General features: G+C 74.4%; 7 protein-coding genes and 1 pseudogene. 5 read left to right on the plus strand and 3 right to left on the minus strand.

From position 1 onward, the window contains the following. The first annotated feature begins 101 nt into the window (after positions 1 to 101). Positions 102 to 14387: an amino acid adenylation domain-containing protein gene (locus AC07FK_RS03195; RefSeq protein ID WP_479102563.1), complete on the plus strand. Its 14286-nt coding sequence runs from the start codon at positions 102 to 104 to the stop codon at positions 14385 to 14387. Continuing rightward, positions 14384 to 14593, plus strand: a complete 210-nt coding sequence (locus AC07FK_RS03200) for an MbtH family protein (RefSeq protein WP_479102023.1) — start codon at positions 14384 to 14386, stop codon at positions 14591 to 14593. The genes AC07FK_RS03195 and AC07FK_RS03200 overlap by 4 nt, the downstream gene beginning before the upstream one ends. A gap of 100 nt (positions 14594 to 14693) precedes the next feature. Here AC07FK_RS03200 and AC07FK_RS03205 read toward each other — a convergent pair. The 3 genes and pseudogenes from AC07FK_RS03205 to AC07FK_RS03215 all read right to left on the minus strand — a co-directional run. Then, positions 14694 to 14816 (minus strand): annotated as a pseudogene (locus AC07FK_RS03205) (Txe/YoeB family addiction module toxin); the annotation flags it as partial. A gap of 58 nt (positions 14817 to 14874) precedes the next feature. Then, on the minus strand, positions 14875 to 16896 hold the full coding sequence (locus AC07FK_RS03210) for an ABC transporter ATP-binding protein (protein WP_479102025.1): 2022 nt from the start codon (positions 16894 to 16896) through the stop codon (positions 14875 to 14877). An 86-nt stretch (positions 16897 to 16982) separates the two neighbouring features. Next, the gene (locus AC07FK_RS03215; protein WP_479102027.1) at positions 16983 to 18677 is read right to left on the minus strand and encodes an ABC transporter ATP-binding protein; all 1695 of its coding nucleotides are present in this window, start codon (positions 18675 to 18677) and stop codon (positions 16983 to 16985) included. A 214-nt stretch (positions 18678 to 18891) separates the two neighbouring features. Between AC07FK_RS03215 and AC07FK_RS03220 the strand changes: the two genes are divergently transcribed. From AC07FK_RS03220 to AC07FK_RS03230, 3 genes are read left to right on the plus strand one after another with little or no spacing between them, the layout of a single operon-like run. After that, positions 18892 to 19959 (plus strand): FecCD family ABC transporter permease, encoded by a 1068-nt coding sequence (locus AC07FK_RS03220; RefSeq protein WP_479102029.1) that lies wholly within the window; start codon positions 18892 to 18894, stop codon positions 19957 to 19959. Further along, entirely contained in the window at positions 19956 to 21077 is a 1122-nt protein-coding gene (locus AC07FK_RS03225; protein ID WP_479102031.1) for a FecCD family ABC transporter permease, read from the plus strand. Before AC07FK_RS03220 ends, AC07FK_RS03225 begins: the two co-directional genes overlap by 4 nt. Beyond that, entirely contained in the window at positions 21074 to 21991 is a 918-nt protein-coding gene (locus AC07FK_RS03230; RefSeq protein ID WP_479102033.1) for an ABC transporter ATP-binding protein, read from the plus strand. The genes AC07FK_RS03225 and AC07FK_RS03230 overlap by 4 nt, the downstream gene beginning before the upstream one ends. Positions 21992 to 22000 lie beyond the last annotated feature (9 nt).

A 22000-nucleotide genomic window follows, 5' to 3' on the forward strand; every position in this document is an offset into this window, starting at 1 on the left:
GCGCGTCCCGCCCGTTCCGCCGGAGGTCTCCGCGGACGGGCGGTGCGCGACGCACGCACCACCTTCGTTGACGCACCACCAGGGAAAGGCCATTGCGTACGATGTTTGACGTCGAGTCGGACCGGACCTCCGCTTCCGGGATACCCGTGACCGGCGGGCAATCCGGCATCTGGCTTGCCCAGCAGATCGAGCCGGACAACTCTGCCTACAACATCGTGTTCGCCCTGGACCTGCGCGGCGACGTCGATCTCGACCGCCTCACCGCCTCCGTCCGGCAGGCCGTCGAGGAGGCCGGGTGCCTGCATGTGAGCGTCGTACCCGGTGACGGAGGAGTGCTCCAGAGGCCCGGGGCCCCGTCCTTCGACGTCCCCGTCGTCGACCTGCGCGACGCTCCGGCCCCCGAAGAGGCCGCCGACGCGTGGATGGCCGCCGACCGCGACCGGCCGGCCGACCTCGCCCGCGGCCCGCTCTTCGCCCAGGCGCTGCTGCTCCTCGCGGACGACCGGGTCTGCTGGTACCAGCGCTACCACCACATCGTGCTCGACGGCATGGGCGTCGCCCTCGTCACCCGCCGGGCCGGTGAGCTCTACACCCTCGGCGAGAGGGCGCCGGCGCGGCGCGACTGGTCGCCGGCCCGTCTGACCGCCGCCGAGCAGGCGTACCGCGCGTCCGCGCACTACGAGGCGGACCGTGGCTGGTGGCAGGAGCGGATGGCCGGCCGGCCCGAGCCCGTACGCCTCGTCGAGCGGGCCCCGTCGCTCATGACGCGGCGCCTGCGGCGTTCCACCGAACTGTCCGCGCGGCAGTACGCGTCGCTGCGCGCCGCAGCGGAGCGCGCGGGGGTACGGACGTCCCGCCTGCTGACCGCGGCCGTGGCCGCCTATCTGCACCGGGCCGGCGGAGAGCAGGACCTCGTCCTCGGCCTGCCGGTCGCGGCCCGCCCGGACGCCGTGTCGGCGGACGTCCCCGGCATGGTGTCCAACGTCGTCCCGCTGCGGGTGTGCGTCCGCCCGGGCACGACCGGGGCGGCCCTCCTGGCCGACGTGCGCGACGCGGTCGCCGAGGCGGTCGCCCACGGGCGGTACCGCGCCGAGGACCTGGCCAGGGACCTCGGCCTCGTCGACGGCGTACCGGAGCTCGTCGGGCCGACCGTCAACATCCTCCCGCGGGGCGACGACCTGCACTTCGCGGACCACGAGGCGGAACTGCGCCCGGTGTGGCTGGGCCCGGTCAGCGATCTGGCCTTCAGCTTCGCCGGGACCCGGGGCGGCGGCGTACGCGTGCACCTCGACGCGGACGCCGACGTCTGCGACGAGGAGACGCTGCGCGATCATGAGCGCCGCTTCCTCACCCTGCTGCACGCCTTCACCGAGGACCTCGACCGCCCCGTGGGCCACATCGAGCTCACTTCCGCCACCGAACGCACCCGTCTGCTCGCCGAGTTCGGCGTCTCACCGCGCGAGGTGGCCGAGCTGTCCTGGCCCGCCGCCTTCGAGCGGCAGGTCCGCCGCTCACCCGAGGCCGTCGCGCTCGTGTGCGAGGACCGCGAGCTGACGTACACGGAGCTGAACGCCGCCGCCAACCGCCTCGCCCGCCTCCTCGCGACCCGGGGCGTGCGCACGGAGGACGTCGTGGCCGTGGCCCTGCCGCGCTCCCCCGAGCTCGTGGTGTCGCTGCTCGCGGTGATGAAGGCGGGCGCCGCCTACCTGCCGCTGGACGCCGACCACCCCCGGGACCGGACCGCCTACATGCTGTCCGACGCCGGGGCGCGCACAGTGATCACCGTGGGGGAGCTCGCGGGTGAACTCCCGCGGGCCACGGACGTCTCGCACGTCCTGCTCGACGACCCGGCCACCGCCGGCGCCCTCGCCGCCCTCGACGACACCGATCCGGGTGTCCCGGTCGCACTGGACCAGGCCGCGTACGTCATCTACACCTCCGGCTCGACGGGCCGCCCCAAGGGCGTCGTCGTCCCGCACGACGGCGTCGGCAGCCTCGTCGCCACCGCGACCGACCGGATCGGCGTCGACGCCACCAGCCGCGTCGTGCAGTTCGCCTCCGTCGGCTTCGACGTGACGGTCTGGGACCTGATCATGTCGCTGTGCGTGGGCGGCCGGATCATCGTCGTGCCCGCCGAGCGGCGCGTCGCCGGCCCCGCCCTGACCGAGTACATCGCGCGGCACGGCGCCACCCACATGATCCTGCCGCCGTCGCTCGTCTCGGCGCTGCCGCAGGAGTGCGAACTGCCCGAGGGCGCCGTCCTCGTGGTCGGCACCGAAGCCGTGCCGGGCGAACTGATCGCCCGCTGGTCCGGGCGGCTCCAGGTCGTCGTCGCGTACGGCCTCACCGAGGCGAGCGTCAACTCCACGCTGTGGCCTGCCCGGTCCGGCCGGCCGGGCCCCACGCCCATCGGCCGGCCCGACCCGAACACCCGGGCCTACGTGCTCGACGCGGCGCTGCGCCCGGTCCCCGTGGGGATCGAGGGCGAGCTGTACGTCGCCGGGCGCGGCCTCGCCCGCGGTTATCTGGGACGCCCCGGACTGACGTCGGAGCGGTTCGTCGCCGACCCGTACGGTGAGCCCGGCGCCCGGATGTACCGCACCGGCGACCGGGTCCGCTGGGGCGCCGACGGGAACCTGGAGTTCCTGGGACGCGCCGACGGCCAGGTCAAGATCCGCGGTCACCGCATCGAGCCGGGCGAGATCGAGAGCGCGCTGATGGCGTGCCCCGGCATCGCACAGGCCGCCGTCCTCGTCCGTGACGACCACCGGGGCGTCAAGCGCCTGGTCGCCTACCTGGTCGGTGACGGCGGCAGGGACACGGACGCCGCCGCGGCCGAGGCGCGGGCCCGGGTGGCGGACACCCTGCCGGACCACATGGTTCCGTCCGCCGTCGTCGTCCTCGACGGGCCCCTTCCGCTGACGCCCAACGGCAAGCTCGACGGCCGCTCCCTGCCCGAGCCCCGCTGGACGGCCCTGAGCGGCGCCGACGCCCCCACCACCCCGGCCGAGACCGCGCTCGCCGAGCTCTTCGCGCACGTCCTCGGTCTGCCGTCGGTGGGCGTCCACGACAGCTTCTTCGAGCTGGGCGGCGACAGCATCGTCGCCATCCAGCTGGTGAACCGCGCCCGCGAGGCCGGCCTGGCGATCAGCCCGCGCGACGTGTTCCGGCTGCGTACCGTGTCGGCCCTCGCCCGGGTCGCGGGTGAGGCGCCGAGCGCCCCGGCGGCCCGGGTGGAGCTGGACGAGGACGCGCTGCCGGTCTCCCCGCTCCAGGAAGGCTTCTTCTTCCACGCGGAGTTCGACGGGCGGACGGCGGACCTCTACGTGGTCCAGGAGCTTCTCGAACTGGCCGGCCCGGTCGAACCGGACCGGCTGCGCCGGACCCTGCAACGGCTGCTGGACCGGCACCCCCTGCTGCGCGCGTCGTTCCGCCAGCTCCCCGGCGGCGAGGTCGTCCAGCGTCTCGCCGACCGCGTCACCCTCCCGTGGCGGGAGGCCGACGCCTCCGCGACCGGGCTCGACGCACTGCTGAGCGCCGACCGGGCCGAGCCGTTCGACCTGGCGCGACCGCCGCTGCTGCGCGCCACCCTGATCCGCGACGGCCGGCGCCACCGGCTCCTGCTCACCCTGCACCACATCGTCGCCGACGGCTGGTCGGTCACCGTCCTGCTGCGCGAACTGGCCGCCGCCTACCGGGGCGAGGAGCTGCCGGAGCCGGTGGATCCGCACCCGTACCTGGCGTGGCTGGCGGGCCGTGACCGGGACGCCGCGCGGGACGTGTGGCGCGAGGCCCTGGCCGGTCTGCCGGGGCCGACCCGGCTGCCCGGGCTCGGCGCCGGGAGCGGCCTCGCCGCCCCCGGGAGCGACGGCGCGGCGCCGGCCAGGCCGGAGAACGTCGAAACCCGGCTGCCCGCGGAGTTCGCCGCCGCGCTGACCGCCTGCGCGCGGATCCACGGGCTCACCCTGAGCACCGTCGTCCACGGCGTCTGGGGTCTGCTGCTGGGCACGCTCACCGGCAGCCAGGACGTCGTCTTCGGCACCACCGTGTCCGGCCGCACGACGGAGGTCGCGGGCCTGGACTCCGCCGTGGGCCTGTTCATCAACACGGTCCCGGCCCGGGTGAGCCTGCGCGCCGACGAGTCGCTGGCCGATCTGCTGCGACGCGTACAGGACGAGCACACCGCGCTGCTGGACCACCAGCACCTCGGCCTCGCCGACATCCAGCGGATCGCGGGCGGCGGGGAACTCTTCGACACGCTCGTCGTGTTCGAGAACTACCCGGCCGGGGAGCCGGCCGGGTCCCCGGAGCCGGGAGCGCTGCGCGTCACCGGCGCCGAGGTGTTCGACGCCGTGCACTACCCCCTGGCGCTCGTCGTCGAGCCGGGCGACGGCGATCTGCTGCTGCGGTTCAAGCACGACGCGGCGCGCCTCGACCCGGTGAGCGTGGCCGTGCTCGCCAACCGGTTCGTGACGCTGCTGCGGACCCTGGTGTCCGAGCCCGGCCGCACGGTCGCCCGGACCGGCCTGCTGTCCGACCGGGAACAGGCGAACCTCACCGCGCTGAACGCCACCGCCCACCCGGTTCCCGAAGCCACCCTGGCCTCCCTGTTCACCGCCCGGGCGGCCCGTACCCCGCACGCCACGGCCGTCGTCTTCGAGGACACCACCCTGACCTACGCGGAACTCGACCGGCGCGCCGAGGCCCTGGCCCGGCGGCTGCGGGCGCGCGGCGCGGGCCCGGAACGGTACGTCGCGGTCGCGGTGCCCCGGTCCGCCGAGCTGATGGTCGCGCTGCTGGGCGTCCTCAAGGCCGGCGCCGCCTACCTGCCCGTCGACCTCGACTACCCCGCCGACCGGGTCGCGTTCATGCTCGGCGACTCGGGCGCGCGCACCGTGGTGACCACCGCCGACGCGGCCGGGCGGCTGCCCGCGGTGCCGGGTCTGGAGCATCTCGTCGTGGACCGGGACTTGCCGGACGGCCAGGACGTCCGGAGCGCAGCCGTGTCCGACGCGCCGGCGCAGGCGGCCGGTCCCGACCACCCCGCCTACCTCATCTACACCTCCGGCTCCACCGGGCGCCCCAAGGGTGTCGCCGTCACGCACCGGGCCGTCGTCAACCGGCTGGCCTGGATGCAGGCGCAGTACGGTCTCGGCGCGGACGACCGGGTGCTCCAGAAGACGCCCTCCAGCTTCGACGTGTCCGTCTGGGAGTTCTTCTGGCCCCTGGTCGAGGGCGCGACCGTCGTCCTGGCCCGGCCGGAAGGCCACCGCGACCCGGCCTACCTGGCCGGGCTGATCCGCGCCGAGCGGATCACCACCCTGCACTTCGTGCCGTCGATGCTGGCCGCTTTCACCCAGGTCGTGGAGAGCGGGCCCACCGCCCCCGACTGGGCGGCGAGCCTGCGGCGGGTGTACTGCAGCGGCGAGGCGCTGACCGGCCCGGACGCGCGGCGCTGGGCGGAGCTGACGTCCCGTGCGGGGCGCGGACCCGTACCCCTGCACAACCTCTACGGCCCCACCGAAGCGGCCGTGGACGTGACGTACTTCCCCTACGAGGGCGGCGCCGAGCTCACCGTCCCCATCGGCCGGCCGGTGTGGAACACCCGCCTGTACGTGCTCGACGCCTTCCTGCGCCCGGTGCCCGACGGGGTGCCCGGCGAGCTGTATCTCGCCGGAGTGCAGCTGGCCCGCGCCTACCACGACCGTCCCGGGCTGACCGCCGAACGCTTCGTCGCCGACCCGTTCGGCGCGCCGGGCACGCGCATGTACCGCACGGGCGACCTGGTACAACGCCGCGCCGACGGAGCCGTCGAGTACCTCGGCCGCACGGACCGCCAGGTCAAGATCCGCGGCAACCGCGTCGAGCCGGGCGAGATCGAGGCCGCCCTGGCGGGGCTGCCGGGCGTCGCCCGCGCCGCCGTGATCGTGCGCGACGGCGCCCTGGTCGGTTACGCCGTGCCCGCCCCCGGCGCCGTCCTGGACACCGGCGCCCTGCACGCCGCGCTCGCCGGGGCGCTGCCCGCGACCATGGTGCCGGGCGCCGTCGTGGCTCTCGCCGAACTGCCGCTGACGCCCAGCGGCAAGCTCGACCAGAACGCCCTGCCGTCTCCCGGGATCGCGCCCCGGGCGGGCGGACGCCCGCCCCGCGACGCGCGCGAGAGCACCCTGTGCGAGGTCTTCACCGACGTACTGGGTGTGGCGGGAATCGGCGCCGACGACGACTTCTTCGTCCTCGGCGGCGACAGCCTCTCCTCGATCGCCGTCGCGACCCGGGCCCGGGAGCGCGGACTGACGCTCAGCCCGCGCGACGTGTTCGAGTGCCGCACCCCGGCCGCGCTCGCCGTCGCGGCCGCGAACGCCGCCTCCGGGTCCGCCCCGGCCGGCCCGTCGGCCCCCGAAGCGCCGGCGCGGGCCGCCGGTGTCACCGTCTCCGCCACCGACGCCGGCCAGGCCGCCGCCGCCCTCCAGGCCGTGCTGGCGCGGCAGGACGGCGCCGGTGCGGCCGTCGACCCCGCGCTGCGGGCTCTGCTGGAGCAGCTGACCGCCGCGGGCGCACCGCAGGTGGCCCCGGCACCCGCCCCGTTGGGCGGGCTGGAGCTCTCGCCGCAGGAGAAGGCCCGCGTCGAAGCGGTCGCCGGGCTCCCGGTGGCGGACATCTGGCCGCTCTCCCCCCTCCAGGAGGGCATGTACTTCCACGCCACCTACGACGCGGGCGAGGCACTCGACGTCTACCTCTCGCAGGAGACCCTGGACTTCGGCCACCGGGTCGACACCGGCCGGCTGCGCGCCGCCTGCCGGACGCTGCTGGAGCGCAACACCAGCCTGCGGGCGGGGTTCACCAGCGACGGGCTGCCCCGCACGGTCCAGTTCATCGTCGACGGGGCCGAGATCCCGCTCGTCGAGGCGGACCTCTCCGGCCTCCCCGCCGACGAACAGCGCTCCCGTGCACAGGAGCTGCTCGCGGCCGACCGGCGGCAGCGCTTCGACCTGTCCTCGGCTCCGCTGTGCCGGCTGCTGCTGATCCGGCTCGGCGACGGCCGGGACCGGCTCGTCGTTACGCACCACCTGATCCTGTGGGACGGCTGGTCCGCGTGGCTGTTCCTGGAGGAGCTCTTCACGCTGTACGAGCGGGCCGGCGACGCCACCGGCCTGCCGGCCCCCGGTTCGTACCGCGACTACCTGGCCTGGCTGGACGAGCAGGACACGGCGGCCGCCCTCGGCGCCTGGCGCCGGGCGCTCGCCGGCTTCGACGAGCCGACCCTCCTCGCACCGGCCGGGCGCGACGGGGACCCGGTGATCCCGGTCGACTTCGACGCCGTGCTGACCCGGGAGACCAGCGACCGGCTGCGCGCCCTCGCCCGGCGGCACGGGCTCACCCTGAACACCGTGCTCAACGCGGCGTGGGGGCTGGTGCTCTCGGCGATGACGGGCCGCGCCGACGTCGCCTTCGGCACCGCGGTCGCCGGACGGCCGGCGGACGTGCCGAACGTGGCCGGCATCATCGGAATGTTCCTCAACACCGTCCCGGCCCGGGTCGCCTTCACCCCGGACGAGCCCCTGCTCGACCTGCTGCGGCGGATGCAGTCCGAGCGCGCCGCCGTCATGCCGTACGAGTACGTGGGTCTGGGGACCCTCCAGCAGGAGACCGGGCACCGCCGCCTGTTCGACACGCTGTTCGTGCTCCGCTCGGCCGACGGTGAGGACCGCGCCGCCGAGCTGCGGCAGCGGCACGGCATCACCGACGTGTCCAACGTGGACGGCACCCATTTCCCGCTCACTCTGATCGTCACACCCGAGACCTGCCTGCGCGTGACCCTCGCGGCCAGGCCGGACCTGTTCGACACCGAGTACGCGACCACCGTTCTCGACCGGTTCACCACCGTGCTGGACCGGCTGTCGGAAGCCCTCACGGGCGCCGCCGCCGGCTCCGCCCGAACCGTCGGCGTGGATCTGCTGCTGCCCCGCGAGCGCGCCGCGCTGGCCCGCGACCGGCGGTCCGGCCGGGAGCCGGTGCCGAACGAGACCGTCGCCGACATGCTGACGGCCCAGGTCGCCCGCACTCCGGACGCGGTGGCGCTGGTCTTCGGCGAGCGGGCCCTGACGTACGCCGAGCTGGACGACCGCATCAACCGGCTCGCCCGGCTGCTGCTCGCCCGGGGCGCGGGCCCGGAGAAGGTCGTGGCGCTCGCCCTGCCGCGCTCCATCGACATGGTGGCCGCGCTGTTCGCCGTGCTGAGGACCGGCGCCGCCTACCTGCCGCTCGATCTCGACCATCCCGCCGACCGGCTGCGGCTGATGGTGGAGGACACGGGGCCCCTGTGCCTGGTGTCCACCGCCGCCGTCGCCCCGACGCTGCGCGGTGACCACGGACCCGTCGCGCCGGAACTGCTCCTGGACGACGACGCCGTGGCCGCCGGGCTGGCAGCGCTGCCGGGAGGCGTCGTCACCGACGCCGAGCGCCCGGCGTTCGCGCACGACGTGCCGGACCGCCTGGAGCACCCCGCGTACGTCATCTACACCTCCGGGTCGACCGGTCGGCCCAAGGGCGTGGTCACCCCGTACCGGGGGCTGACGAACATGCAGCTCAACCACCAGAAGGAGATCTTCGACCCGGCCATCGCCTCGGCCGGCGGACGGCGGCTGCGCATCGCGCACACCGTGTCCTTCGCCTTCGACATGTCCTGGGAGGAGCTGCTCTGGCTCGTCGAGGGCCACGAGGTGCACGTCTGCGACGAGGAGCTGCGCCGCGACGCCGAGGCGCTGGTCGCGTACTGCGACCTGCACCGCGTCGACGTGGTCAACGTGACGCCCACGTACGCCCAGTTGCTCATCGAGGAGGGCCTGCTCGACCAGGAGGAGGCCACCGGCGGGACGGCCGGCAAGCACCGGCCCGCCCTCGTCCTGCTCGGCGGCGAGGCCGTGTCCGACACGGTGTGGACGAAGCTGCGCCGCACCGAGGGGACGTACGGCTACAACCTGTACGGGCCGACCGAGTACACGATCAACACGCTCGGCGGGTCCACCACCGACAGCACGACCCCCACGGTCGGCATGCCGATCCGCAACACCCGCGCCCACGTGCTCGACACGATGCTGCGGCCGGTCCCGCCGGGCTGCCCCGGCGAGCTCTACATCGCCGGCACCGGCCTGGCCCGCGGTTACCACGACCGGCCCGGCCTGACGGCCGAGCGGTTCGTGGCGGACCCCTTCGGCGCGCCCGGCGAGCGGATGTACCGCACCGGCGACCTCGTACGGCAGCGGCCCGACGGGCTGCTGGACTTCCTCGGCCGCACCGACGACCAGGTCAAGATCCGCGGCTACCGCATCGAGCTGGGGGAGATCTCCACTGCGCTGTCCGCGCACCCCGAGGTCGCCCACGCGGCGGTCGTCGTGAACGAGAGCACCGGGACCAGGCGTCTGGTCGGCTACTTCGCGCCGGAGGACGGCCGCACGGCGGACGACGACCTGCTCCAGCGGCTGCGCGACCACCTGAAGACCGGTCTGCCCGACTACATGGTCCCCTCCGCGCTCGTCCCCGTGGACACGCTGCCGCTGACCGTCAACGGCAAGCTGGACGTACGCGCCCTGCCCGCCCCGGACTTCGGCGGTACGGGTCCGAGCCGCGCGCCCCGCACACCCAGCGAGGAGACGCTGTGCGCGCTCTTCGCCGAGGTGCTCGGGCTGCCCGCGGGCAGCGTGGGCATCGACGGCGACTTCTTCGAGCTGGGCGGCCACTCCCTGCTGGCCACCCGGCTGATCAGCCGGGCCCGTACCGCGCTCGAGGCGGAACTGGCGATCCGGGACCTGTTCGAGGCGCCCACCGTCGCCGAGCTGGTGGAGCGCGCCGCCCGTGCGGACGGCGCCGCACGCCCGGCGCTGACGGCCGGCGAGCGGCCCGAAGAGCTGCCGCTGTCCCACGCCCAGCAGCGGCTGTGGGTCGTCCAGCAGATCGAGTGCACGTCGGCGGCGTACAACTTCCCGCTGGTCATGCGGCTGCGCGGCGCCCTCGACGTTGAAGCCTGGTCCCGCGCGCTGGCCGATGTGACGGGACGTCATGAGGCGCTACGCACGCTCTTCTTCACGGCTCCGGACGGCCGGACGTTCCAGCGCGTCCTGCCCGCCGGGCAGGCGCACCCCGTGGTGGAGCGCCTGCGGGCGGCGGAGGGCGAGGTGCCCGGCATCGTCGACGCGGCGATCAACCGGCCGTTCGACCTCGCCGCCGAGCTTCCCGTCCGCGCGACGATCGTGGAGCTGGCACCCGAGGACCACGTCGTCGTACTGCTGCTGCACCACATCACCACCGACGAATGGTCGGACCGGCCGTTCCTGCGCGACCTGGCCACCGCCTACGCCGCACGCCTCGACGGCGCCGCCCCCGACTGGGAGCCGCTGCCCGTTCAGTACGCCGACTACGCCCTGTGGCAGCAACGGCTGCTGGGCGACCCCGCCGACGGGAACAGCCTGGCCGCCCGACAGCTGGAGTACTGGCGTACGACGCTGGCGGGGGCCCCGGAGGAACTGGAACTGCCCACCGACCGGCCCAGGCCGGCGCGCCCCGCGTTCTCGGGCGCCGAGCTCGACATCGACTTCGACGCCACGGTCCACGAGGGGCTGAAGCGCCTCGCGCGGGAGACCGGCGCCAGCATGTTCATGGTGGTGCACGCGGCCGTGGCCGCTCTGCTGCACCGGATGGGCGCCGGCACGGACATCCCCCTCGGCTCGCCCATCGCCGGGCGGAGCGACGAGGCGCTGGACGAGCTCGTCGGCTTCTTCGTCAACACGCTGGTGCTCCGCACCGACGTCAGCGGCGACCCCGGCTTCACCGAACTGCTCGCCCGGGTCCGCGAGACCGACCTGGCGGCGTTCTCCCACGCCGACGTGCCGTTCGAGGCGGTGGTGGAGCAGCTCAACCCGACGCGCTCCCTCTCGCGCAACCCGCTGTTCCAGGTGATGGTCGGCTACCACGCCCGCACCGGCGACGCGCTGGAACTGCCCGGCCTGCGGCTGGAGTACGTGCCGTTCCGCGTCCGCTCGGCCAAGTTCGACCTGGTGTTCAGCTTCACGGAGCACACCTCGGCCGACGGCTCCGGCTCGCTGAGCTGCCGTCTGGAGTTCGCCACCGAGCTGTTCGACCAGGAGACCGCCGAGCGGCTCGGCGACCGGCTGCGCCGGCTGGTCGCGGCACTCGTCGCCGCGCCCGAAGCCCCGGTCTCGCAGGCGGAGATTCTGACCGCCGACGAGCAGGAGCTGGTCCTTGAGGGCTTCAACGCCGCCCCGCGCGAGGTCGACGAGGCGTCCCTGCCCGCGCTGTTCGCCCAGCGGCTGGCGGAGCGGCCCGACGCGGTCGCCGTCGTCGAGCGTTCCCGCTCGGTGACCTACGCGCAGCTCGACGACCGGGCCAACCGCATCGCCCGGCTGCTGGCCGCGCGCGGCGTGGGGGCCGAGAGCGTGGTCGGCGTGGCGGTGCCCCGGTCCGTGGACATGGTCGCCGCGGTGCTCGCCGCGCTGAAGCTCGGCGCCGCGTTCCTGCCGCTCGACCTCGTCCACCCCGGCGACCGGCTCACGTACATGATCGAGGACTCGGGGGCCGCTCTCGTGATCGGCACCGAACCGGTCGCGGGGAAGATCCCCGACGCGGCGGGCGTACCCGTGGTGCTGCTGGACGCCCCGGACACGTCCGCCGAGCTGGACGCGCTGTCCGGCGCGCCGGTCGACGGCGGGCCCGTCGGCCTGGACCAGGCGGCGTACGTCATCTACACCTCCGGTTCGACCGGCCGCCCCAAGGGCGTCGTCGTACCGCACGAGGGCGTCTCCAGCCTCGTCGCCACCGCGGTGGACCGGATGGGCCTGGAGGCCGACAGCCGGGTGCTCCAGTTCGCGTCGATCGGCTTCGACGTGTTCGTCTTCGAGCTGTCGATGGCGCTGTGCCACGGCGGGCGGCTCGTCCTCGTCTCCGACGAGGCGAGGGTCGCCGGTCCCGCGCTCACCGACTTCCTCGCGGACCAGCGGGTCACCCACATGATCCTGCCGCCGTCCCTGGTGTCGGCGCTGCCGCCGGGCTGTGCACTGCCCGAGGGGTCGACCGTCCTGGTCGGCACCGAGACCGTGCCGCCGGACCTGTTCGAGCGGTTCGGCGCCACCGCCCACCTGATCTGCGCGTACGGGCTCACCGAGGCGACGGTCAACTCGACGCTGTGGCCGGGCCGCGAGTACGGCGGCCGCCCGTCCGGCCGGGTGCCGATCGGGCGCCCCGACCCCAACACCCGCTGCTACGTCCTGGACGAGCACCTGCGGCCGGTCCCGCCCGGTGTGGTGGGCGAGCTGTACGTCGCCGGGCGCGGTCTCGCGCGCGGCTACCTCGGCAGGGCGGGGCTGACGTCGGAGCGGTTCGTCGCCGACCCGTTCGGCGCGCCGGGCGGCCGCATGTACCGCACCGGCGACCGCGCCCGCTGGCGGACGGACGGCAACCTCGACTTCCTCGGCCGGGTCGACACCCAGGTCAAGGTGCGGGGCTTCCGCATCGAGCTGGGTGAGATCGAGGCGGCGCTCGCCGGCCACCCGTCGGTCGCGCAGGCCGCCGTGCTGCCCGACCGCGACGGCGACATCGTCCGCCTGATCGGTTACGCGGTGCCCGAGGCCGGGGGACTCGACCCGCGGGAGCTGCGGGCCCATGTGGCCGGGCTGCTGCCCGAGTACATGGTCCCGGCGCTCGTGGTGCCCCTGGACGGGCCGCTGCCGCTCACGCCCAACGGCAAGCTGGACCGCAAGGCCCTGCCCACGCCGGACTGGTCGGCTATGACCGGCGACGCGAGCCCGGCGACGCCGACGCAGGCGCGCCTCGCGGACCTGTTCTGCGAGATCCTCAAACTGGACAAGGTCGGCGTCCACGACAACTTCTTCGCGCTCGGCGGCCACTCCATGGCGTCGATGCGGCTGCTGGGCCGGATCCGCGCCGAGTTCGGGGTCGAGCTGAGCATCAGGGACGTCTTCGACGCCCTGACCGTCGCCGGCATCGCGGGCAAGCTGGAGGGCGCGGCCGCGGCCCGTCCCGCGCTGCGACCCGCCCGGCACGGCGACGGCCCTCCGGTGATCGCACCCGTTCAGCGCCCGCAGTGGGAGGCGTACCGCCGCAGCCCCGGGTTCGACCACGCACTGGTGCTGCGCTCCCCGGGCCGGCTGGACGCGGACGCGCTCGCCACCGCGCTCGCCGACGTGGCGACCCGTCACGAGCCGCTGCGCACGGCGTTCACCGAGCGCGACGGCACGGTGTTCCGGCGGCCGGCCGAGGTACCGGCGCCGGTCGTCGAGACATGCGACGACCTCGACGCCCGTCTGGCCGAACTCGCCGCGTCGGCGCCGGACCTGGAAACGGAGGCGCCGCTGAGGGCGCGCCTGCTCACCGGCCCCGACGGCAGCCAGGCGCTGCTGCTGACCATGCACTACCTCGCGGTGGACGAGTGGTCGGTGGTCCCGCTGTTCCGCGACCTCACCACCGCCTACACGGCCCGCACGGAGGGCCGGGAGCCCGCGTGGGAGCCGCTGCCGGTGACGTACGCCGACTACGCCCACTGGGCCGGCGAGGTCCTGGGCGACCTCACCGAACCCGGCAGCCGGGGCGGGCAGCAGCTCGCGTACTGGCGGCAGGCGCTCAAGGACGCGCCGGGGGAGCTGGCGCTTCCGGCGGACGGCCCGCGACCGGCCGCCGGGGCCGCCGGACGCTCCGCCGACCACGTCGGTTTCGTCCTGGACGAGGAACTCCACGCCGGCATCGACCGGCTCGCCCGGGCCACCGGCACCAGCATGTTCATGGTGCTGCACTCGGCCCTCGCGGCCCTGCTCACCGCCCACGGCGCGGGCACCGACCTGCCCATCGGCACCATGGTCGCCGGCCGCACCGACGACCGACTCGCCGATCTGGTGGGCTGCTTCCTGAACACGGTCGTGCTGCGCACCGACACGGCGGGCGACCCGACCTTCACGGAACTGCTCACCCGGGTACGGGAGACCACGCTGAGCGCCCTGGACCGGCAGGACGTCCCGTTCGACGCGGTCGTCCGGGCGACCGGCCTGCCTCCGCGGGGGCCGCAGGTCATGGTGATCCACCACGAGCAGGCCGATCTGGAGCAGCTGGAGGGCGGCGTGGGCTCGCTCGAGGCCGTACCGACCGGCTCGGCGCGGGCGGAGCTGACGCTCAGCTTCTACGAGCCGCGTGGGGACGGCCCGGTGCACTGCGGGCTGATCCACGCCACCGATGTGCTCGGCACCGCCAAGGCGCGGCGCCTGGCCGACGAACTCCAAGCACTGCTGCGCACCGTGGCAGCCCGTCCGCAGCAGCCGCTCTCCGAGCTGTTCACCGTACCGTCCACAAGGAGTGACAACGCATGAGCACCAACCCGTTCGAGGACCCGCAGGGCCGCTTCCAGGTCCTGGTCAACGACGAGAACCAGCACTCGCTGTGGCCGTCCTTCGCCGAGGTGCCGGCGGGGTGGCGGAGCGTCTTCGGCGAGGACACCCGGGAGGCGTGCCTCGCCTACGTCGAGTCCCACTGGACCGACCTGCGGCCCGCGAGCCTGATCGCCCAGCAGGGCTGACACCACGACACGACGCCGCCGCCCCAGGGTACCCTCCCGGGGCGGCGGCGTCGTGCTCAGGAGCGGGAGCGGGCCTTGAGGATCTTGGCTTCCTTGTCGCTTCCTTGTCGTCCACCCGGCGGACGAGCCGGTGCTCGTCGTCGATCCGGCGTGCGCCGTAGCCGGACAGGCCGCCCTTCAGCGGCTCCGGCTTGCCGACGCCCGCGTAGGGCGCGCGCCGGATCCCGCCGCCCGGACGCTCCTCCGGGCCGCTCCGCGGGGTGGTGCGGCCCCTCTCCGCGCTACGTGCGGTTCTCCACGGCTGCGGCCGCGTCCGCCGGCTCCCGGCGGCTGTCGGACCACGCGGCCCACAGCGCGGCGTACCGGCCGCCCGCGGCGACGAGCTCGTCGTGGGTGCCCGTTTCGACGACCCGCCCCTCGTCGAGGACGACGACCCGGTCGGCGGTCGCCGCCTGGGGGAGCCGGTGGGCGACCATCAGGCCCGTACGCCCCTCCAGGGCCCGCAGGGCGGCCTCCTCCAGCACGCGCGCGCCCGCGCTGCCCGCGTCGGCGGTGGCCTCGTCCAGGATCGCGATGGGCGGGTCCGCCAGGACCAGCCGCGCCAGGGCGAGGTGCTGCGCCTGGGTCACCGTCAGCCGGTGGCCGCCCTCCCCCACGACGGTGGCCAGACCGTCGGGCAGGGCCTGGGCCCACTCCAGGGCTCCCACGTGGGCCAGGGCGGCACTCAGGTCCTCGTCCGCGGCCTCCGGGCGGGCCAGCCGCAGATCCTCGGCCAGCGGTCCGGCGAACACGTGGACCTCCTGGCTGATCAGCGTCACCGCGCGCCGTACGCCGGCCGGGCCCAGCTCACCGACGTCGACACCGCCCAGGGCGATCGACCCGCTCACCGGCTCGTGCACGCCGGCGACGACCTTCGCGAGGGTGGTCTTGCCGGCGCCGCTCGCGCCCACCAGCGCCACCCGCTCCCCGCTGCGCACCTCCAGGTCGACGTTCCGCAGTACGGGACGGCCGTTGTCGTACGCGTGGCCGAGCGCCGTCACCTTCACCGAGCCGTCCACCGGCGCGCTGCCGCCCCGCGGCGTGCGCTCGGCCGGGAGGTTCGAGACCCCGATCAGGCGGGCGAAGCTCGCGCCGGCCGACTGGGCGTCGTCGAGGAGGAACAGCGTGGCGTTGATGGGGTTGAAGAGGCTGTGGAAGTAGAGCGCGGCGGCGGTGGCCGTGCCGATGCTCACCGAGCCGTTGTCGACCAGCACGAAGCCGGTGGCGAGCATGGCGGCCAGGCCGATGAACTCGCCGAGGTTCAGGCGGGAGAAGAACCCGGTGACGATGTGCAGGCCGCGCAGCGCCAGATCGCGGGCGGACGCCGACCGTCCCTCCAGGAGGGCGGCGTGCTCGCTGTTGAGGCGGAAGGCGCGTACGGTCCGCACGCCGCCGATGCTGTCGAGCAGCTGGTGCTGGAGCGCGCCGGTGGCGACCCGGTGCTCGGCGTACACGGGCGCGGCCCGGCGCAGGTACCAGCGGACGGACAGCACCTGGACGGGCATGGCCAGCAGTGCCGCCAGCAGGAACCGCCAGTCCAGTACGGCGAGTCCGACGAGGGTCAGCACGATGGTCAGGGCGGAGCGGGCGAACTCCGGCAGGGCCTGGCGCACCGACTTCGCGATCATGGACACGTCGGTGGTGACCCGCGAGACGAGGTCTCCCGACCCGGCGGCCTCGACGCGTTCGAGCGGCAGCCGCAGCGCCCGCTCGATGAACTGCTCGCGCACAGACGCCAGAACGGTCTCGCCCAGCCGGGCCACCAGGGAGCTGCCGATCGCGGCGGCGGCGCCGCGTGCCAGGGCCACCACGACGAGCAGGACCAGGGGCACCGTCAGCGCCTGTGAGCCCTTCCGCTCGACCACCAGGTCGACGATGTGCCCGAGCAGGGGGGCCGTCAGCAGGCCGATTCCCGTTCCGGTGACCAGGACGGTGAGGGCGACCGCGGTGAGGAGGCGGTGGCCGCGCAGCATCGCGCGGAGCGCCGCCAGGCTCTCGGCGCCGGTCGCGGTCGGCAGGAGAGGGCGGTCCGCGCCGTCCGGGCGGGGTGCGCCGTCCGGGCGGGGTGCGCCGTCCGCGTGCGCCGTGCCGTCGCTGTGGTCCGCGTGTGCCGTCTCGTCCGTGCGCGGCGTGGCCTCGGTGTCGTCCGCCCGGTCCGTGCCGTGCGGCCCCTCCCCGCCGTCCGCGCGGGCCGTGTCGTCGGCGGTGTCGGCGCCGGCGGTGTCGTTCACGGCGTCCGCGCGCTCCGTGCTGGTTCCGCTCATGACCTCTTCCGCCTCTTCCGTCTTATGCGTCACTCGCGTGTCTGTCGGCGTCGCCGCGGCCGCGACGCGGCCCTCGGGCGTGGACGTCATGCGAGCACCGCCGCCCGGTACGTCGCGTCGGCGGCGACGAGTTCGGCGTGCCGGCCGTCGGCGGTCACGGCGCCGTCGTCGAGGACCACCACCCGGTCGGTCGCCGCGAGGAGGGCGGGGCTGGTGGTGATGAGAACGGTGGTGCGGCCCCGGCGGGCCTCGCGCAGCCGTGCGGCGATCCGGGACTCGGTGACGGTGTCCACGGCGGTGGTCGGGTCGTGCAGGACCAGTACGGGCCGGTCGGCGGCGAGCGCCCGGGCGAGCGCCACGCGCTGGCGCTGTCCGCCGGACAGCGACCGGCCGCGTTCGGCGAGCAGGGTGTCCCCACCGTCGGGCAGCAGCCGGGCGACCTCGTCCGCCGCCGAGGCGCTGAGGGCGTCGTCGACCGCGGCCGTTGCGGCGGCCCCCGCCCGCACGTTGTCCAGCAGGCTGGACTCGAACAGGTCGGCGTCGTGGTGGGCGACCAGGACGGAGCGGCGCAGCCCGTCGGGGTCCAGTTCGGTCAGCGGTACGCCGTCGAGTGCGATCTGCCCCTCGTCCGGGTCCGACTCCCGTGCCAGGCAGAGCAGCAGGTCGTTCGCGACGGCCGGGTCCCGGGCGACGACGCCGGTCAGGCTGCCGGGGCGGATGTCGAGGTCCAGTGCGCGCAGCGTGCCCATCGAGACCCCGCGCAGGGTGAGGTGCCCGGCGGCCCGGCCGGCCGGTGCCTCCTGTCCGCCCGCCACGGCGGCGGGCGATGCCAGCACCTCGGCGATGCGGCGCGCGGAGGCGCGGCCCTGGGCGAACTCGGCGTTGACGTAGGTGAGCAGCTGGAACGGGCCGAGGAGGAACTGCGCCAGTCCCACCGCCGCCACCAGGTCGCCGACGCTGATGCTGCCCCGCATCGCGAGGTACGCGCCCACGATGCCGATGACCGCGATGAAGACACCGGTCAGGGCGAGGACCGCGCCCTCGTGGCCGGCCCGGCTGCGGGCCGCCCGCAGGGCCGCGGCGAGCGAGTCCTGGCTGGTGGTGCGGTAGCGGGACACGGCGGCCGACTCGGCGCCCATGCCCTTGAGCACGCGCAGGCCGGCGACCAGGTCGGCGGCGACGCCGGAGGCGTGCGCGGCGCGCTCCTGCTCCGTCTCGCTGCGTCGTTCGAGCGGTTGGCTGATGCGGTGTCCGAGCCACAGCAGCGGCGGAATGCCGAGCAGGACGAGGAGTCCGAGCGGGACGGAGATCCTGAGCAGCGCCACCGAGCTGATGACCAGGGCGGCGATCGCCGCGACGCCGTACGTCAGGACGGTCGCCACCGAGCCCACCCGGCGGGCGTCGTTGGTGGCGATACTGGTCAGCGCGCCCGGCAGCCGGCCCGCGTCGGCGCCGCCGCGCGGGTCGAGCACCCGGGCGCCGAGTTCCAGCCGGAGCCGGTGCGCGGCATGTTCGCCCGCGCCCTCGGTGATCCGGGCGCTGGTCCGGTAGCACGTGGACAATACGAGGAAGAGGGCGGCGAGCACCAGGAGCCACCGCAGCAGGGCTTCGGAGGAACCGGTGGCCACCGCCGAGTCGATGGTGACACCGATGACCACGGGCACCAGAGCCTCACAGCCCTGGTGGGTCATGCCGAGCAGGGACGCCGCGACGACCCGGCGGCGCTGTCCTCTGATCGCTTCGCGGAGGACGTGCCCCCCGGTTGGTCCTCCAGCTGGCATGCGGCCCCTCCAGGGCATCAAATGGTTAGGTAAGGCTACTCTAACCAGGACGCGTGCCCCTGTCCCCATCCTGACACCCCGGATGGCCCATCTCGCCTACTCCGCCTGCGCGTTGACCAGTTATACATGTTCGGTTAGCCTCACCTAAGTCTTACAGCCGTCCATGCACTGATGTCGTGCGGTACGTCGGAATCGCCGCCGGGGGGAGCTGTCGTTGTCGGTCGAAGCCCAGGCGGTGCCCGCAGACCGGGCCGCCGCTCCGGTCACCCCCCGGACGGGCCGGACGGTGTCGACCCTCCGGGGGCTGGGCCTGCTGCTGGTGCTCGGCGCCCTGGTCCTGGTCGGACTGCTCAGTGTGTGGGTGGGCACGAGGGGAATCCCGTTCACCTCGATCGTGAGTGTGCTGTGGAGTCCCGACGGGTCCGAGACCTCGGTCATCATCCACGACTACCGCATCCCGAGGACCCTCGTCGGGCTTCTCGTCGGCATGGCCCTCGGCCTGTCCGGCGCGGTGATGCAGGCCCTGACGCGCAATCCGCTCGCCGACCCGGGACTGCTCGGCATCAGCCTGGGCGCCTCCGCCGGAGTGGTGGTGGCCATCGCGTTCCTCGGAGTGGGCTCGGTCCTCGGCTACGTGTGGTTCGCCTTCCTCGGCGCGGCCGTCACCTCGGTGATCGTCTACCTGCTGGGCTCCTCGGGCCGCAACCTGGCGACGCCCGACCGGCTCGTCGTCGCCGGCGCGGCGGTCACCGCGGTGCTGTACGCCTTCAACTCTGCGGTCCTGCTGCTCGATCCGCGGGCGTTCGACCAGTTCCGCTTCTGGACCGTGGGCTCCCTCGCCGGCCGCTACCTCGACGTCGTGTACGTCATCCTGCCGTTCGTCGCCGTGGGGCTCGTGATCGCCCTGGGACTCGCCCCGTCGCTCAACGCCCTCGCGCTGGGCGACCAGGTGGGCCGCGCCCTGGGACTGAACGTCGGCCGGACCCGGGCGCTGGGCGCCGTCGCCGTCATGCTGCTGTGCGGCGCCGCCACCGCCGCGGCGGGGCCGATCGGCTTCGTCGGGCTCGCCGTACCGCACGTCGCCCGGTTCGTCGCCGGCCCCGACCAGCGGTGGGTTCTGGCCTACTCGACGCTGCTCGCACCGGTCCTGCTCATCGGGGCGGACGTCCTCGGGCGGGTGCTCGGCGCGCCGGGCGAGGTCCAGGTCGGCATCATCACCGCGTTCCTCGGTGCGCCGCTGTTCATCGCGCTGTGCCGTCGTCGAAAGCTGGTCATGCTGTGAGTGCCGTACGGGAGGCGGGCTCCTCCCCCGCCCAGAAGTCCCCGGACGCCGACGGGACGGCCGCCGTACGGCCGCGCGTCGTCAGCGGCCTGGTCCTGCGCGTCGGAACCGGGGGGTGGTCCCTGCGTGTTCAGGGACGCACCCTGGCCGTGACGGCGGTGATGCTGTTGGCGCTCACCGTCGTCATGGGCGTCACGCTCACCACCGGCGACTTCCCACTGACCGTCGGCGAAGTGCTGGGGGCCCTGACGGGCACCGGATCGGGCGCGGCCGACTTCATCGTCAACACCCTGCGCATGCCCCGTCTGCTGACCGGGCTGTGCGTGGGCGCGGCCCTCGCGGTCAGCGGGGCCGTCCTGCAGAGCCTGACCGGCAACTCCCTCGGCAGCCCGGACATCATCGGGTTCACCAACGGCTCGGCCGTCGGGGCGCTCGTGGTCATCATCGTGCTGCACGGCAGCATGACCCAGATCGCGCTGGGCGCGCTGATCGGCGGCCTCGCCACCGCCGCCGCCGTCTACCTCCTCATGCTCGGCCGGGGGCTGCAGGGCTTCCGGCTGGTCGTCGTCGGTATCGGCGTGAGTGCTCTGCTGCTGGCCGTCAACTCCTACCTGATCACGCGGGCGACCTGGCAGGAGGCCCTGGAGGCCCAGGCATGGCTCATCGGAAGCCTGAGCAACCGGGGCTGGCAGCACGCGAACGCCATCGGCATCGCGGTCGCGGTCCTGCTGCCGCTCGCCTTCTTCCTCTCCCGCCGGCTCTCCATGGTGGAGATGGGCGACACCACGGCCATGGCGCTCGGCGTCAACGTGGCGCGCACCCGCACGGCGCTGCTCCTGGTCAGTGTCGCGCTCGCCGCGTTCGCCACGGCGGTGGCCGGCCCCATCTGGTTCATCGCCCTGGCCGCGCCCCAGCTCGCCCGGAGGCTGACCCGGTCGTCGGGTCCCGCGCTGGCTCCCGCCGCACTCATGGGCGCGCTGCTGCTGGCCGCGAGCGACCTCGCGGCGCAGCGCGTCTTCTCCCCCGCCCTCCTCCCGGTCGGCACCGCGACCGGCACCATCGGCGGGCTGTACCTCATCTGGCTGCTTGTCACCGAGTCGCGAAAGAGCCGCGCATGACTGGAACGACCGAGACGACCGGCACGACCGGGACGACGGGGCCGGCCGGCGCCGCCTGCCCGGCCCCCCGCCTGCGCGCCGAGGACCTGACGCTGTCGTACGACCAGCGGACGGTGGCGACCTCCCTCGGCGTCGACATCCCCGACCGCTCCTTCACCGTGATCATCGGGCCGAACGCCTGCGGCAAGTCCACGCTCCTCAAGGCGCTCGCGCGAATGCTCAAACCCCGGGCCGGGCAGGTCTATCTCGACGGCGCGGCCATCTCGTCGTACCGTTCGCGCGAAGTCGCCCGCCGGCTGGGGCTGCTGCCGCAGTCCTCGACCGCGCCCGGCGGCATCACGGCCGGCGACCTCGTGGCCCGGGGCCGCTATCCGCACCAGCGGATGCTGAAGCAGTGGTCCGCGGAGGACGAGGCGGCCGTCACCGAGGCGATGCGGCAGACCGGCGTACTGGAACTCGCCGACCGTCCCGTCGACGACCTCTCCGGCGGCCAGCGCCAGCGCGTCTGGCTCTCCATGGTGCTCGCGCAGCAGACCTCCATCCTGCTGCTGGACGAACCCACCACGTTCCTGGACATCGCCCACCAGGTCGAAGTGCTGGACCTGTGCGCCGAGTTGCACGCCCGCAAGGGGCACACCGTCGTGGCGGTCCTGCACGACCTCAACCAGGCGTGCCGCTACGCCACCCACCTCATCGTGATGCGTCCCGGCGGCACGGTCGCGGCCGAGGGCGACCCGGCGACGGTCATGACCGCCGAGCTGGTCGAGGACGTGTTCGGGCTGCCCTGCCGGATCATCGACGACCCGGAGACGGGTACGCCGCTCATGGTGCCGGCCGCGCCCAGGCGGCACACGCCCGAGGACGGCCGGCGCGAAGCCTGCGCCACCGACGCCGTGATGGCCGAAACCAGCTAGGACGGATCC

It is taken from the genome of Streptomyces sp. NPDC046122, from assembly GCF_056429965.1.